Source organism: Enterobacter sp. BWH64 (genome assembly GCF_001037645.1).
In the GTDB taxonomy this organism is placed as follows: Bacteria; Pseudomonadota; Gammaproteobacteria; order Enterobacterales; family Enterobacteriaceae; genus Enterobacter; species Enterobacter hormaechei_C.
Map to the genome: position 1 here is coordinate 348,826 of NZ_KQ089922.1, position 15,610 is coordinate 364,435.

Here is a 15,610-nt window from a genome sequence, read left to right on the forward strand (position 1 = left end):
GCCTGATGCAGCCATGCCGCGTGTATGAAGAAGGCCTTCGGGTTGTAAAGTACTTTCAGCGGGGAGGAAGGCGATAAGGTTAATAACCTTGTCGATTGACGTTACCCGCAGAAGAAGCACCGGCTAACTCCGTGCCAGCAGCCGCGGTAATACGGAGGGTGCAAGCGTTAATCGGAATTACTGGGCGTAAAGCGCACGCAGGCGGTCTGTCAAGTCGGATGTGAAATCCCCGGGCTCAACCTGGGAACTGCATTCGAAACTGGCAGGCTAGAGTCTTGTAGAGGGGGGTAGAATTCCAGGTGTAGCGGTGAAATGCGTAGAGATCTGGAGGAATACCGGTGGCGAAGGCGGCCCCCTGGACAAAGACTGACGCTCAGGTGCGAAAGCGTGGGGAGCAAACAGGATTAGATACCCTGGTAGTCCACGCCGTAAACGATGTCGACTTGGAGGTTGTGCCCTTGAGGCGTGGCTTCCGGAGCTAACGCGTTAAGTCGACCGCCTGGGGAGTACGGCCGCAAGGTTAAAACTCAAATGAATTGACGGGGGCCCGCACAAGCGGTGGAGCATGTGGTTTAATTCGATGCAACGCGAAGAACCTTACCTACTCTTGACATCCAGAGAACTTTCCAGAGATGGATTGGTGCCTTCGGGAACTCTGAGACAGGTGCTGCATGGCTGTCGTCAGCTCGTGTTGTGAAATGTTGGGTTAAGTCCCGCAACGAGCGCAACCCTTATCCTTTGTTGCCAGCGGTTAGGCCGGGAACTCAAAGGAGACTGCCAGTGATAAACTGGAGGAAGGTGGGGATGACGTCAAGTCATCATGGCCCTTACGAGTAGGGCTACACACGTGCTACAATGGCGCATACAAAGAGAAGCGACCTCGCGAGAGCAAGCGGACCTCATAAAGTGCGTCGTAGTCCGGATTGGAGTCTGCAACTCGACTCCATGAAGTCGGAATCGCTAGTAATCGTGGATCAGAATGCCACGGTGAATACGTTCCCGGGCCTTGTACACACCGCCCGTCACACCATGGGAGTGGGTTGCAAAAGAAGTAGGTAGCTTAACCTTCGGGAGGGCGCTTACCACTTTGTGATTCATGACTGGGGTGAAGTCGTAACAAGGTAACCGTAGGGGAACCTGCGGTTGGATCACCTCCTTACCTTAAAGAACCTGCCTTTGCAGTGCTCACACAGATTGTCTGATGAAAAGTAAATAGCAAGGCGTCTTGCGATTGAGACTGTACGTCCCCTTCGTCTAGAGGCCCAGGACACCGCCCTTTCACGGCGGTAACAGGGGTTCGAATCCCCTAGGGGACGCCACTTGCTGGTTCGTGAGTGAAAGTCACCTGCCGTCATATCTCAAAACTGACTTGCGAGTCATGTTTGAGATATTTGCTCTTTAAAAATCTGGATCAAGCTGAAAATTGAAACGACACACAGCTCATGTGTGTTCGAGTCTCTCAAATTTTCGCAATCAGAAGTGAAACATCTTCGGGTTGTGAGGTTAAGCGACTAAGCGTACACGGTGGATGCCCTGGCAGTCAGAGGCGATGAAGGACGTGCTAATCTGCGAAAAGCGCCGGCGAGGTGATATGAACCTTTGACCCGGCGATGTCCGAATGGGGAAACCCAGTGCAATTCGTTGCACTATCGTTAACTGAATACATAGGTTAACGAGGCGAACCGGGGGAACTGAAACATCTAAGTACCCCGAGGAAAAGAAATCAACCGAGATTCCCCCAGTAGCGGCGAGCGAACGGGGAGCAGCCCGGAGTCTGAATCAGCTTGTGTGTTAGTGGAACGGTCTGGAAAGTCCGACGGTACAGGGTGATAGTCCCGTACACGAAAGCACACATGCTGTGAACTCGAAGAGTAGGGCGGGACACGTGGTATCCTGTCTGAATATGGGGGGACCATCCTCCAAGGCTAAATACTCCTGACTGACCGATAGTGAACCAGTACCGTGAGGGAAAGGCGAAAAGAACCCCGGCGAGGGGAGTGAAAAAGAACCTGAAACCGTGTACGTACAAGCAGTGGGAGCCTCTTTATGGGGTGACTGCGTACCTTTTGTATAATGGGTCAGCGACTTATATTCTGTAGCAAGGTTAACCGTATAGGGGAGCCGAAGGGAAACCGAGTCTTAACTGGGCGTTAAGTTGCAGGGTATAGACCCGAAACCCGGTGATCTAGCCATGGGCAGGTTGAAGGTTGGGTAACACTAACTGGAGGACCGAACCGACTAATGTTGAAAAATTAGCGGATGACCTGTGGCTGGGGGTGAAAGGCCAATCAAACCGGGAGATAGCTGGTTCTCCCCGAAAGCTATTTAGGTAGCGCCTCGTGAACTCATCTTCGGGGGTAGAGCACTGTTTCGGCTAGGGGGCCATCCCGGCTTACCAACCCGATGCAAACTACGAATACCGAAGAATGTTATCACGGGAGACACACGGCGGGTGCTAACGTCCGTCGTGAAGAGGGAAACAACCCAGACCGCCAGCTAAGGTCCCAAAGTCATGGTTAAGTGGGAAACGATGTGGGAAGGCACAGACAGCCAGGATGTTGGCTTAGAAGCAGCCATCATTTAAAGAAAGCGTAATAGCTCACTGGTCGAGTCGGCCTGCGCGGAAGATGTAACGGGGCTAAACCATGCACCGAAGCTGCGGCAGCGACACTATGTGTTGTTGGGTAGGGGAGCGTTCTGTAAGCCGTTGAAGGTGTGCTGTGAGGCATGCTGGAGGTATCAGAAGTGCGAATGCTGACATAAGTAACGATAAAGCGGGTGAAAAGCCCGCTCGCCGGAAGACCAAGGGTTCCTGTCCAACGTTAATCGGGGCAGGGTGAGTCGACCCCTAAGGCGAGGCCGAAAGGCGTAGTCGATGGGAAACAGGTTAATATTCCTGTACTTGGTGTTACTGCGAAGGGGGGACGGAGAAGGCTATGTCAGCCGGGCGACGGTTGTCCCGGTTTAAGCATGTAGGCGGAGGTTCCAGGTAAATCCGGTACCTTGTTAACGCTGAGGTGTGATGACGAGGCACTACGGTGCTGAAGTGATAAATGCCCTGCTTCCAGGAAAAGCCTCTAAGCATCAGGTAACACGAAATCGTACCCCAAACCGACACAGGTGGTCAGGTAGAGAATACCAAGGCGCTTGAGAGAACTCGGGTGAAGGAACTAGGCAAAATGGTGCCGTAACTTCGGGAGAAGGCACGCTGATGTGTAGGTGAAGCCCCTGCGGGCGGAGCTGAAATCAGTCGAAGATACCAGCTGGCTGCAACTGTTTATTAAAAACACAGCACTGTGCAAACACGAAAGTGGACGTATACGGTGTGACGCCTGCCCGGTGCCGGAAGGTTAATTGATGGGGTTAGCGGCAACGCGAAGCTCTTGATCGAAGCCCCGGTAAACGGCGGCCGTAACTATAACGGTCCTAAGGTAGCGAAATTCCTTGTCGGGTAAGTTCCGACCTGCACGAATGGCGTAATGATGGCCAGGCTGTCTCCACCCGAGACTCAGTGAAATTGAACTCGCTGTGAAGATGCAGTGTACCCGCGGCAAGACGGAAAGACCCCGTGAACCTTTACTATAGCTTGACACTGAACACTGGTCCTTGATGTGTAGGATAGGTGGGAGGCTTTGAAGCGTGGACGCCAGTCTGCGTGGAGCCAACCTTGAAATACCACCCTTTAATGGCTGGTGTTCTAACGTAGACCCGTAATCCGGGTTGCGGACAGTGTCTGGTGGGTAGTTTGACTGGGGCGGTCTCCTCCCAAAGAGTAACGGAGGAGCACGAAGGTTGGCTAATCCTGGTCGGACATCAGGAGGTTAGTGCAATGGCATAAGCCAGCTTGACTGCGAGCGTGACGGCGCGAGCAGGTGCGAAAGCAGGTCATAGTGATCCGGTGGTTCTGAATGGAAGGGCCATCGCTCAACGGATAAAAGGTACTCCGGGGATAACAGGCTGATACCGCCCAAGAGTTCATATCGACGGCGGTGTTTGGCACCTCGATGTCGGCTCATCACATCCTGGGGCTGAAGTAGGTCCCAAGGGTATGGCTGTTCGCCATTTAAAGTGGTACGCGAGCTGGGTTTAGAACGTCGTGAGACAGTTCGGTCCCTATCTGCCGTGGGCGCTGGAGAATTGAGGGGGGCTGCTCCTAGTACGAGAGGACCGGAGTGGACGCATCACTGGTGTTCGGGTTGTCATGCCAATGGCACTGCCCGGTAGCTAAATGCGGAAGAGATAAGTGCTGAAAGCATCTAAGCACGAAACTTGCCCCGAGATGAGTTCTCCCTGAGACTTTAAGTCTCCTGAAGGAACGTTGAAGACGACGACGTTGATAGGTCGGGTGTGTAAGCGCAGCGATGCGTTGAGCTAACCGATACTAATGAACCGTGAGGCTTAACCTTACAACGCCGAAGGTGTTTTGGCGAAGAGACAGACAATCAAATTTCAGCTTTGATACAGATTAAACAGAATTTGCCTGGCGGCTGTAGCGCGGTGGTCCCACCTGACCCCATGCCGAACTCAGAAGTGAAACGCCGTAGCGCCGATGGTAGTGTGGGGTCTCCCCATGTGAGAGTAGGGAACTGCCAGGCATCAAACAAGTGAAGAGGCCATCCGGAAGGATGGCCTTTTTGCGTTTGTTTGCTGAAAAACGGCAGGCCGGGCAAGGCGAAGCCGCCACCCGGCAGATCTCAGACTGCACACCACGCCAAAATAAACGCTGCAATCCCCTCCACATTATTCAAATCCAGAACCGGTACTTCCAGCGACAACGCAACGTCACTGGCCACGGCAATCACATGCTCATCCAGCATTAGTTCGCTAACATCATGCCCGGCGCCGTTTCTGAACAGCAAGATCTTAGGCACGGCCTCATGCTTAAACCCCTCAACCAGCACCAGATCCAGCGTGGAGTGATCCATCCGGCTGACAAGATAAGCGAGATCCAGCGGTGCTTCATCCGGTGTTTCTGTCATTAACGCCCAGCGCTGGTTACTCGCCACCATCGTTTGTGCAGCGCCAGCCTTACGCAGCTCATAGCTATCTTTCCCCGGCTTATCGACATCCATGTTATGGTGCGTATGCTTAATCAATCCGGGACGAATGCCTTTGGCGCAAAGTGCAGGTATTAGTTTTTTTAGCAGCGTAGTCTTCCCGGTGCCACTCCAGGCAGAGATCGCTAATACGGGTATCATTTCTTCTCCTGCATTATCTGCAAATCTTCCGTCGTGTTTACATTCACAAACGCCGATTTCATGTCGCTGAAATCAACGGAATGCCCTCCGGACTGACGCATAAATACCATAACGCGTCGCTCTCCTGCGGCCAGGTAATCTTCCAGCGCGGATATTAACGAGCGATTAATCAATGCGATCGCTGGATGGTCGCGTTCACCGTCGTGTACCCAGACGACGGGAGCACCACCGCGCCGCTGCACCAGACGTTCAACCAGGCAGGACGGGATGAAGGGCGTATCACATGAACAAAAGAGAAACCACTCTCCATGCGACTGCTGCATAACGGAAAGCATTCCCGCCAGCGGACCGGGGTAGTCCACCAGGTTATCCTGATAAACCGGATACCCGCTGCGCTGATAAATATCAACATGTCGGTTAGCGCTGATCGCCATCGAGGACACCTGATCTGCAAGCGTATCAGCAACATGCTGCCATAATGGTGTGTTGTTCAGGAGCTGAAGCCCCTTATCCTTTCCGCCCATTCGCGTTGCCCTGCCCCCGGCCAGAACAACTCCGATGATTTCCTGGCATTGATTCACGAATATCGCCTCTTTTATTGTGGGATTGACCCTGCTAACGTGTCTCTCTAAATGAAAGGAGCACTACCATGAAATGTAAACGTCTTAATGAAGTCATTGAGCTTCTCCAGCCGGCCTGGCAAAAAGAGCCAGAGCTGAATCTGATGCAATTTTTACAGAAACTGGCGAAAGAGTCAGGTTTTGATGGCGAACTGGCAGACCTTTCTGACGACATCCTGATCTACCACCTGAAAATGCGTGACTCGGCTAAAGATGCTGTTATTCCTGGCATTCAGAAAGATTATGAAGAGGATTTTAAAACCGCATTACTGCGTGCCCGAGGCGTAATTAAAGAGTAAAAGCTTGTAAGCGGAGCCACCGAAATCGCCACAAGATGATATCCTGAATCATTCGTATAATTTCCGGATGATCGGATGAACGACCAGGCTTTTACTTTCCAGACACTACACCCGGATACCATTATGGATGCGCTGTTCGAACAGGGTATTCGGGTGGATTCCGGGTTAACCCCTTTAAACAGCTACGAAAACCGTGTCTACCAATTTCAGGACGAAGAGCGCCAGCGCTTTGTCGTAAAGTTTTACCGTCCACAGCGCTGGTCCGCAGAACAAATTCAGGAAGAGCATCAGTTTGCCCACGATCTGCTGGATGACGATGTTCCCGTTGCGGCACCCATTAAATTCAATAACCAAACGCTGCTGACCCATCAGGGCTTTTACTACGCGGTATTTCCGAGCCTGGGCGGAAGACAGTTTGAGGCAGATAATATCGATCAGATGGAATGGGTTGCCCGCTATCTGGGGCGCATTCATCAGACGGGACGTAAAAAACCGTTTGTTGCCCGTCCGACGATTGGTGTTCAGGAATATCTTATTGAGCCGCGACAGGTATTCGAAACATCGGCGCTGATCCCGAATGCGCTAAAGGATAATTTCCTCACGGCGACCGATAAGCTTATTGATGCTGTAAAAGCCTGCTGGCGGGATGATATTACTACTCTGCGCCTGCACGGTGACTGCCACGCCGGGAATATTCTCTGGCGCGATGGCCCACTATTTGTCGATCTTGATGACGCACGTATGGGACCCGCGGTGCAGGATCTGTGGATGCTGCTCAACGGTGATAAAGCCGAGCAGCGCATGCAGCTTGAGACCATAATTGAAGCTTATGAAGAATTTAGCCCCTTTAATTCAGACGAAATTGCCTTGATAGAACCTTTACGTGCGATGCGATTTGTTTATTATCTCGCGTGGTTAATCAGGCGTTGGGAAGACCCGGCTTTTCCCCGAAATTTCCCCTGGCTTACCGGGGAGGATTACTGGCGCAACCAGATATCCACATTTACCGCGCAGGTTAAGGTTCTACAGGAACCCCCTTTGCAATTAACGCCGATGTATTAATTGGACACACCCAGGAGAGAGTTAATCATGAAAAAAATTTGGCTGGCGCTGGCTGGTATGATTCTGGCATTTAGCGCAACTGCTGCGCAGTTTACCGACGGCAAGCAGTACATTACGCTGGACAAGCCTGTTGCTGGCGAGCCTCAGGTGTTGGAGTTCTTCTCCTTCTACTGCCCGCACTGCTACGAGTTTGAGCAGGTACTTCATGTTTCTGACAACGTGAAGAAAAAGCTGCCGGAAGGCACCAAAATGACGAAATACCACGTTGAGTTCCTTGGCCCACTGGGTAAAGATCTGACTCAGGCATGGGCGGTCGCGATTGCGCTGGGTGTGGAAGATAAGATCACCGCGCCTATGTTTGAAGCCGTACAGAAAACCCAGACCGTACAAACTACGGCAGATATCCGTAAAGTGTTCGTGGATGCCGGTGTTAAAGGTGAAGACTACGACGCTGCCTGGAACAGTTTCGTGGTGAAATCTCTCGTGGCACAGCAGGAAAAAGCTGCCGCTGACTTCCAGTTGCAGGGCGTGCCGGCGATGTATGTTAACGGCAAATACCAGGTGAATATGCGTGGTATGGACACGACCAGCATGGATATCTTCGTACAACAGTACGCTGATACCGTGAAATACCTGGTTGAGAAAAAGTAACAAACATAAAGAAAAACGCCGGTCACTGACCGGCGTTTTTGTATGAAGATTTAATCTTAGCTATCTGCTCGTCTTTCTCTTTCCAGAGTGTATTAAGCCAAAGCTGGAAACGACGTTTGAAGTTTTTATCGTTGACATAATCCCCGTGCAGTTCAGTGTTGACGGGCATCAGATCAACGCGGACAACGATACGCGTCAGCCTGCCGCTGAGCATATCGTAGAACGGCGTCCTGTCATTTTCCGGATAGCAGAGCGTTACGTTCAACAATTTATCGAACTGCTCACCCAGCACGTTGAGCGCCATTGCGATGCCCGCAGCCTTTGGCGGCAACAGGTTCTGATAAGGAGAACGAGTCTGCTGGCGCTTCTCTTCGGTAAAGCGTGATCCTTCGACGAAGTTAACAATGGTGGTGGGATGCGCGCGAAACTTCTCGCAAGAACGGCGCGTGGTTTCCACGTCCTTACCGCGGCGTTCCGGATGACGAATTAAATAGCTGCGTGAATAGCGTTTCATAAACGGCATATCCAGCGCCCAGCAGGCCAGTCCAATGAAAGGCACCCAGGCCAGCTGCTGTTTCAGAAAGTATTTGTTCATCGGAATGTGTTTGCGAAACAGTACGCACAATACAACGATGTCGGCCCAGCTGTGGTGATTGCAGATCAGCAGATACCAGTTCTTTTTGTTCAGCTTCTCCAGCCCCTGAACATCCCACTTCAGCCAGGGGTTCAGATGCAGCAGGATCGCCAGCCCTTCACACCAGCAGTACATCATAAAATTACAAAAAGCAGACACCGCGCGCCATACCGGAGGGACAGGCAGCAGAAGTTTAATTATTCCGGCAACGATGATTGGCACAGAACAGGCGATGGTAACCAGAATAGTTAAAATGACGCTTAACCATAATGTTATCGCTGCGAGTATTCTCGACATAATGAATTTATTCAGATAGTTAGCTGTAATTGAGCAGCCGGCTATCCGGTGCTGGGCGCCGATCTTATCAGAAATTCGCTCAGACCAGGGCGGTTTCACACCAGGAGGCTGCGGCTTTTCCTGCCAGGCAGCGAATTTTTGCATATAGACAGAGTGCTTAAGTCTTATATCCACATAGACTAAATAAACATCAGTGAAGCGCAATCTTAAGTGATCTTATGGCAATGCTTTGATTTTATTAGATAAATAAGTTTTCAGTATCACTTTTATAAAGCTGTTATTCACCTGTATTAAAAATATGCACAAACTTATCCACAGTTTTGTTTTGCGAGCGATCTTCCCGATCGCAAAATCTTTTTCTGTATAAAGCGCTAAAACCTGATGTTTTCATCCTTCTGTGGCATCCTTTACCCATAAATTCATAAAAGGCACGGACATTATGGTTCAGATCCCAGAAAACCCACTTATACTCGTCGATGGCTCTTCTTACCTGTATCGGGCGTATCATGCGTTTCCTCCTCTGACCAACAGCGCAGGGGAACCTACCGGCGCAATGTACGGCGTGCTGAATATGCTTCGCAGCCTGATTCTGCAATACCACCCAACCCATGCGGCCGTGGTGTTTGATGCAAAGGGTAAAACCTTCCGCGATGAATTATTTGAGCACTACAAATCTCACCGTCCCCCCATGCCTGACGATCTGCGTGCGCAAATTGAACCGTTGCACGCTATGGTGAAAGCGATGGGGCTGCCACTGCTGGCGGTCTCAGGCGTTGAAGCTGATGACGTAATTGGTACCCTGGCGCGCGAAGCGGAAAAAGCAGGCCGCCCGGTTCTGATCAGTACCGGTGATAAAGACATGGCGCAGCTGGTAACGCCCGGGATCACGCTGATCAACACCATGACAAACACCATTCTTGGCCCGGAAGAAGTGGTCGCCAAATATGGCGTGCCGCCAGAGCTCATTATTGATTTCCTCGCCCTGATGGGCGATTCCTCGGATAACATTCCTGGCGTACCGGGCGTAGGCGAAAAAACAGCTCAGGCGCTGCTGCAAGGGCTGGGCGGGCTGGATACGCTGTATGCAGAACCCGACAAAATTGCCGGTCTTACCTTCCGTGGCGCAAAAACCATGGCCGGAAAGCTCGCCGATAACAAAGAGGTGGCTTATCTCTCCTATCAGTTGGCCACCATCAAAACTGACGTAGAGCTGGAGCTTACCTGCGAGCAGCTGGAAGTGCAGGAACCCGCCGCCGACGAACTGCTTGGCCTGTTCAGAAAATACGAATTTAAACGCTGGACCGCGGATGTTGAAGCCGGGAAATGGCTTCAGGCGAAAGGGGCTAAACCTGCGGCGAAGCCGAAAGAGACCATCGTTGTCAATGCCGAAGAGCAGGCAGAAGAAGAGGCGGTAGCGCTCTCCTTCGACAACTATGAAACCATCCTTGAAGAGTCACGGCTCATCGCCTGGATTGAAAAGCTGAAAAAAGCGCCAGTATTTGCTTTCGATACCGAAACGGACAGCCTTGATAACATTACGGCTAATATGGTGGGCCTGTCATTCGCAACGGAGCCGGGGATTGCAGCCTATGTTCCGGTGGCTCACGACTATCTGGATGCGCCGGAGCAAATCTCCCGCGAGCGCGCCTTAGAACTGCTGAAGCCGATTCTGGAAGACGAGAAAGTGCTGAAGGTTGGGCAAAACCTGAAGTACGACCGCGGTATTCTGCAAAACTACGGCATTGAGCTGCGTGGTATCGCTTTTGACACCATGCTGGAATCTTACATTCTGGACAGCGTGGCGGGCCGCCATGATATGGATTCCTTATCCGATCGTTGGCTGAAACACAAAACCATCACCTTTGAAGAAATTGCCGGTAAGGGCAAAAATCAGCTGACCTTTAACCAGATCGCGCTGGAAGAAGCAGGCCGCTACGCCGCGGAAGACGCTGACGTCACGCTACAGCTGCATCTCAAAATGTGGCCGAAATTGCAGAAGCACGAAGGGCCGCTGAATGTGTTCCAGAACATTGAGATGCCGCTGGTGCCTGTGCTGTCCCGTATTGAGCGCAATGGCGTTAAAATCGACCCAACGGTGCTGCATAACCACTCTGGTGAGCTGGCGCAGCGCCTGACCGAGCTTGAACAGAAAGCGCATGAGCTTGCTGGCGAGGCATTTAACCTGTCTTCACCGAAACAGCTGCAAACCATCCTGTTTGAAAAACAGGGTATCAAGCCGCTGAAGAAAACCCCGGGTGGCGCCCCTTCAACGTCTGAAGAGGTGCTGGAAGAGCTGGCGCTGGACTATCCGCTGCCAAAAGTTATTCTGCAATACCGTGGTCTGGCTAAGCTGAAATCGACCTATACCGACAAACTGCCGTTGATGATCAACCCGAAAACGGGCCGCGTGCACACCTCCTATCACCAGGCTGTGGCGGCGACCGGGCGACTTTCGTCAACCGATCCTAACCTTCAGAACATTCCGGTGCGTAATGAAGAGGGCCGCCGTATTCGCCAGGCTTTCATTGCGCCAGAGGATTATCTGATTGTCTCCGCGGACTACTCGCAAATCGAACTGCGTATTATGGCGCACCTGTCACGCGACAAAGGCCTGCTGACGGCCTTTGCCGAAGGGAAGGACATCCACCGGGCAACCGCTGCCGAAGTGTTTGGGCTGCCGCTGGAGAGCGTGACAAACGAGCAGCGTCGTAGTGCAAAAGCGATCAACTTCGGTCTGATTTACGGCATGAGTGCCTTTGGTCTTTCACGCCAGCTCAATATCCCGCGTAAAGAGTCGCAGAAGTATATGGATCTCTACTTCGAGCGGTATCCGGGCGTGCTGGAATATATGGAACGTACCCGCGCACAGGCGAAAGAGAAAGGCTACGTTGAAACGCTGGATGGCCGTCGTCTCTACCTTCCGGACATCAAATCCAGCAACGCCGCGCGCCGGGCTGGTGCTGAACGTGCTGCGATCAACGCCCCCATGCAGGGCACTGCGGCGGACATCATTAAACGCGCGATGATCGCCGTCGATGCCTGGCTCGAAAAAGAGAAACCGCGCGTGAAAATGATCATGCAGGTACACGATGAACTGGTCTTTGAAGTTCATAAAGACGATCTGGAGATGGTCTCTCAGAAGATCCATGAACTGATGGAAAACAGCATGAAGCTGGACGTTCCGTTGCTGGTGGAAGTGGGTAGCGGCGAAAACTGGGATCAGGCTCACTAAGGGTTATCGGTATAACGCGCGTTTTATGTAAGTAAGCAACATAAGTACGCGCGTTTTGTGACGATCATTAGAATTCCCTATGTAAAGAATGAAAAAAAACTACAAAAAGTGCTTTGTCCAGCGATAAAAAAAGAGTAGAGTTAACGACGTAGGGTACAGAGGTAAGATGTTCTATCTTTCAGACCTTTTACTTCACGTAATCGGATTTGGCTGAATATTTTAGCCGCCCCAGTCAGTAATGACTGGGGCGTTTTTTATTGCGGCAAAGAAAGTTTCAGGCGAAAAAAAGCGCGGTCATCGCCGCGCCTGTTGTTACTCTGCTTCCGCTTCAGTCGCCGGTTCCAGATCGTTAAACCAGCTGTCGAGCTTCTGTCGCAGTTTATCCACGCCCTGCTTTTTCAGCGAGGAGAACGGTTCAACCTGTACATCGCCGTTGAATGCCAGCACCGCTTCACGAACCTTGTTCACCTGCGCCTTGCGCGCGCCGCTCGCCAGCTTATCTGCTTTTGTCAGCAGCACCAGCACCGCAATATCGCTTGCCACCGCCCAGTCAATCATCTGCTGGTCGAGATCTTTTAGCGGATGACGAATATCCATCAGCACCACCAGACCTTTCAGACACATGCGTTTTTCCAGGTATTCACCCAGCGCACGCTGCCATTTGATCTTCATCTCTTCCGGTACCTGCGCGTAACCGTAGCCCGGTAAATCGACCAGGCGTTTGCCTTCAGCCACTTCAAACAGGTTAATCAGCTGAGTACGGCCAGGTGTTTTTGAGGTACGCGCCAGGTTTTTCTGATTGGTGAGCGTATTCAGGGCACTGGATTTTCCCGCATTGGAGCGGCCAGCAAATGCCACTTCAATCCCTGTGTCTGAGGGCAGGTGGCGAATATCGGGCGCACTGGTGACAAAATGCGTCTGTTGGTAGTTCCAGGTAGTCACGTGGTCGTCTCCAAAAATCGTAATCTGCGGGGATTATACCTGAATGCGGGCAAAAGGCTTTTCCCTTCGTCATTGACATGTAAGTGAAAGCCCTACGGAATGTAAGAGATCTGCCCTTAAGCGTATGAGAAATTTAAGAGAAATCGCAGGCGCTAAAAAACTCAAAATATTAAAATTCAAAGAGTTATTAATGAGTAATTATCTGAAAATCCGGTTTTGTACCTTTTCATAGCTTGTTAGTTTAAGGGAACAAGGTAAAGTGTGTGCCAGGGCGAGGATGCCAACAGGATAACGACTTAAGGATAAGGGTCAGGAGCGCCAGGAGGCGAAGACTCAGGATTGTCAGGACGACCGGCGCCTGGAGGCGTTTTTAACAGGAAACGGAACCGTATCACGGACGGTAGTAGCCAAGGGATAAACAGGGTTTGTTGCAGGCAAACAGGGAATGTCTGACCCGTTAAGGGTTGTGAGTCAGGAAAAAAGGCGACAGATTGCTCTGTCGCCTTTTTTCTTTGCTTGCTTTCTGCTAGATTTCGCCGCAATTCTATACTGAAGAAAACGACTTAAAGATAAAACATCATGAAAAAACCGACCTCCGCTGCGGGCGTGAAACGCCCTGCAAAAGCACGCCGCAAAACGCGCGAAGAACTGAATCAGGAAGCGCGCGATCGCAAACGCGATAAAAAACATCGTGGCCATGCTGCGGGTAGCCGTGCTAACGGTGGCGGTGCCGCAGGCGCTTCTGCAAAAGGCAAACAGCAGAAAGATCCTCGTATCGGCAGTAAAACTCCCATTCCACTGGGCGTGACAGACACGCCGGTCACTAAGCAGCACAAACCAAAGAGCGAGAAACCTATGCTTTCACCGCAGGCTGAGCTGGATATGCTGGAGAACGATGAGCGCCTGGATGCGCTGCTGGAACGTCTTGAAGAGGGTGAAACCCTGACCGCTGAAGAGCAGTCCTGGGTGGACGCCAAACTGGACCGCATTGATGAACTGATGCAGAAGCTGGGTCTGTCCTACGATGATGAAGAAGACGAAGAGGAAGACGAAAAGCAGGAAGATATGATGCGTCTGCTGAAAGGTGGAAACTAACATTTGCACCCGGCAGGTACACTCGTCCTGCTTATAACCCTTCCGGTTATATGTTATCTGGTGTGGTTATTCGTTAAACTACGGCGGTTGTCGCGGCGACAGAAGTGGCTGCGCACCCGAATGATGTCCCGCAACGGGACCAGAACGGGCCGCCGTATACGAACGCGACACCAACGGAAGGAGTGAGCATGTCTGTACCATCTATCGACTGGGATTTGGCCCTGATCCAGAAATATAACTATTCCGGGCCGCGTTATACCTCATACCCCACCGCGCTGGAGTTTTCTGACGCTTTCGGCGAGGCGGATTTTCAGCAAGCTGTGGCGCGCTATCCCGAGCGCCCGCTGTCGCTCTACGTCCATATTCCGTTCTGCCATAAGCTCTGCTACTTCTGCGGCTGCAATAAAATCGTTACCCGCCAGCAGCACAAAGCCGATCAATACCTCGATGCGCTCGAACAGGAAATTCTGCACCGCGCACCGCTGTTTAAAGGGCGTCACGTCAGCCAGCTTCACTGGGGCGGTGGTACGCCAACTTATCTGAATAAAGCGCAGATCAGCCGCCTGATGGCGCTGCTGCGCGGCAATTTTAGTTTTAACGACGACGCCGAAATTTCGATCGAGGTCGATCCGCGTGAAATCGAGCTGGATGTGCTGGATCATTTACGCGCCGAAGGTTTCAACCGCCTGAGTATGGGCGTACAGGACTTCAACAAAGAAGTACAGCGCCTGGTAAACCGCGAGCAGGACGAAGCGTTTATCTTTGCCTTACTCAACCATGCGCGTGAAATCGGCTTTACCTCAACGAATATAGACCTGATTTACGGCCTGCCGAAGCAGACGCCGGAGAGCTTCGCCTACACGCTTAAACGCGTGGCTGAGCTTAACCCGGACCGTCTGAGCGTCTTTAACTATGCGCACCTGCCGACGCTGTTCGCCGCTCAGCGCAAAATCAAAGATGCGGATCTGCCTTCCGCCCAGCAGAAGCTGGACATTTTGCAGGAGACCATCGCCTCGCTGACCGAAACCGGCTATCAGTTTATCGGAATGGATCACTTTGCCCGCCCTGACGATGAACTGGCGATTGCCCAGCGCGAAGGTGTTCTCCACCGTAACTTCCAGGGCTACACCACCCAGGGCGATACCGATCTGCTCGGAATGGGCGTCTCCGCCATCAGCATGATTGGCGACTGCTACGCCCAGAATCAGAAAGAGCTGAAGCTGTACTATCAGCAGATAGACGAAACCGGCAACGCGCTGTGGCGCGGCATTGCGCTAACGCGCGACGACTGCATCCGTCGGGACGTGATTAAGGCGCTTATCTGCAACTTCCGTCTCGAATTTCGCGAGGTGGAGTCGCAATGGGATCTGCAATTCAGCGATTACTTTGCCGAAGACCTGAAGCTTCTGGCGCCGCTGGCGAAAGACGGGCTGGTGAATGTGTCGGAGAGTGCGGTTGTCGTCACGCCGAAAGGACGTCTGTTGATTCGTAATATCTGCATGTGCTTCGATGCCTATCTGCGTCAGAAGGCGCGTTTACAGCAGTTCTCGCGGGTGATTTGAGCTGTAATGCCGGGTGGC

At 52.0% G+C, this 15,610-nt stretch carries 10 protein-coding genes, 1 tRNA gene and 3 rRNA genes (1 of these 14 cut by a window edge); 10 read left to right on the forward strand and 4 right to left on the reverse strand.

The annotated features are described in order from the left end of the window. The 4 genes from SK50_RS24075 to rrf all read left to right on the forward strand — a co-directional run. Positions 1-1,159: ribosomal RNA gene (locus SK50_RS24075) — 16S ribosomal RNA — on the forward strand (it extends 1,027 nt beyond the left edge of the window). 84 nt (positions 1,160-1,243) lie between these two features. Then, a tRNA-Glu gene (locus tag SK50_RS01685) sits at positions 1,244-1,319 on the forward strand. A 182-nt stretch (positions 1,320-1,501) separates the two neighbouring features. Then, a 23S ribosomal RNA gene (locus SK50_RS01690) occupies positions 1,502-4,406 on the forward strand. 73 nt (positions 4,407-4,479) lie between these two features. Next, positions 4,480-4,595 (forward strand): 5S ribosomal RNA (rrf, locus tag SK50_RS01695). Together the 16S, 23S and 5S rRNA genes with 1 tRNA gene alongside form the textbook arrangement of a ribosomal RNA operon. A gap of 99 nt (positions 4,596-4,694) precedes the next feature. Here rrf and mobB read toward each other — a convergent pair. Together mobB and mobA are read right to left on the reverse strand one after the other, a co-directional pair. Then, positions 4,695-5,198, reverse strand: coding sequence for a molybdopterin-guanine dinucleotide biosynthesis protein MobB (gene mobB / locus SK50_RS01700; RefSeq protein WP_017694039.1), 504 nt, complete (start codon positions 5,196-5,198; stop codon positions 4,695-4,697). Then, positions 5,195-5,779, reverse strand: coding sequence for a molybdenum cofactor guanylyltransferase MobA (gene mobA, locus SK50_RS01705; protein ID WP_032672242.1), 585 nt, complete (start codon positions 5,777-5,779; stop codon positions 5,195-5,197). The genes mobB and mobA overlap by 4 nt, the downstream gene beginning before the upstream one ends. A gap of 68 nt (positions 5,780-5,847) precedes the next feature. Here mobA and SK50_RS01710 point away from each other — a divergent pair, with 68 nt between their 5' ends. The 3 genes from SK50_RS01710 to dsbA all read left to right on the forward strand — a co-directional run bounded on the left by SK50_RS01710 (position 5,848) and on the right by dsbA (position 7,830). Then, positions 5,848-6,117, forward strand: a complete 270-nt coding sequence (locus SK50_RS01710; RefSeq protein ID WP_003861904.1) for a YihD family protein — start codon at positions 5,848-5,850, stop codon at positions 6,115-6,117. A gap of 75 nt (positions 6,118-6,192) precedes the next feature. Further along, complete coding sequence (locus SK50_RS01715; RefSeq protein WP_023295647.1) at positions 6,193-7,179, forward strand: serine/threonine protein kinase; 987 nt, start codon at positions 6,193-6,195, stop codon at positions 7,177-7,179. A 27-nt stretch (positions 7,180-7,206) separates the two neighbouring features. Continuing rightward, positions 7,207-7,830 (forward strand): thiol:disulfide interchange protein DsbA, encoded by a 624-nt coding sequence (gene dsbA / locus SK50_RS01720; RefSeq protein WP_003861908.1) that lies wholly within the window; start codon positions 7,207-7,209, stop codon positions 7,828-7,830. A gap of 22 nt (positions 7,831-7,852) precedes the next feature. Here dsbA and SK50_RS01725 read toward each other — a convergent pair whose 3' ends face one another. Next, complete coding sequence (locus tag SK50_RS01725; protein ID WP_032620765.1) at positions 7,853-8,761, reverse strand: acyltransferase; 909 nt, start codon at positions 8,759-8,761, stop codon at positions 7,853-7,855. Between the two features lie 439 nt (positions 8,762-9,200). Here SK50_RS01725 and polA point away from each other — a divergent pair, with 439 nt between their 5' ends. Further along, positions 9,201-11,993, forward strand: coding sequence for a DNA polymerase I (polA, locus tag SK50_RS01730; RefSeq protein ID WP_017694041.1), 2,793 nt, complete (start codon positions 9,201-9,203; stop codon positions 11,991-11,993). A 312-nt stretch (positions 11,994-12,305) separates the two neighbouring features. On the opposite strand, the gene yihA is transcribed toward polA, so the two are convergent. After that, a complete protein-coding gene (gene yihA, locus SK50_RS01735) occupies positions 12,306-12,935 on the reverse strand; it encodes a ribosome biogenesis GTP-binding protein YihA/YsxC (RefSeq protein ID WP_003861913.1) in 630 nt (209 codons plus the stop codon). Positions 12,936-13,514: 579 nt separating this feature from the next. Between yihA and yihI the strand changes: the two genes are divergently transcribed. Then, a complete protein-coding gene (yihI, locus tag SK50_RS01740; protein ID WP_015569898.1) occupies positions 13,515-14,030 on the forward strand; it encodes a Der GTPase-activating protein YihI in 516 nt (171 codons plus the stop codon). Between the two features lie 188 nt (positions 14,031-14,218). Then, the gene (hemN, locus tag SK50_RS01745; protein WP_017694042.1) at positions 14,219-15,592 is read left to right on the forward strand and encodes an oxygen-independent coproporphyrinogen III oxidase; all 1,374 of its coding nucleotides are present in this window, start codon (positions 14,219-14,221) and stop codon (positions 15,590-15,592) included. Positions 15,593-15,610 lie beyond the last annotated feature (18 nt).

Bases quoted from the DNA above. Each gene is read 5' to 3' on its own strand.
- mobB (WP_017694039.1), bottom strand. From the start codon at position 5,198: ATGATACCCGTATTAGCGATCTCTGCCTGGAGTGGCACCGGGAAGACT.
- SK50_RS01710 (WP_003861904.1), top strand. From the start codon at position 5,848: ATGAAATGTAAACGTCTTAATGAAGTCATTGAGCTTCTCCAGCCGGCC.
- SK50_RS01715 (WP_023295647.1), top strand. From the start codon at position 6,193: ATGAACGACCAGGCTTTTACTTTCCAGACACTACACCCGGATACCATT.
- dsbA (WP_003861908.1), top strand. From the start codon at position 7,207: ATGAAAAAAATTTGGCTGGCGCTGGCTGGTATGATTCTGGCATTTAGC.
- SK50_RS01725 (WP_032620765.1), bottom strand. From the start codon at position 8,761: ATGTCGAGAATACTCGCAGCGATAACATTATGGTTAAGCGTCATTTTA.
- polA (WP_017694041.1), top strand. From the start codon at position 9,201: ATGGTTCAGATCCCAGAAAACCCACTTATACTCGTCGATGGCTCTTCT.
- yihI (WP_015569898.1), top strand. From the start codon at position 13,515: ATGAAAAAACCGACCTCCGCTGCGGGCGTGAAACGCCCTGCAAAAGCA.
- hemN (WP_017694042.1), top strand. From the start codon at position 14,219: ATGTCTGTACCATCTATCGACTGGGATTTGGCCCTGATCCAGAAATAT.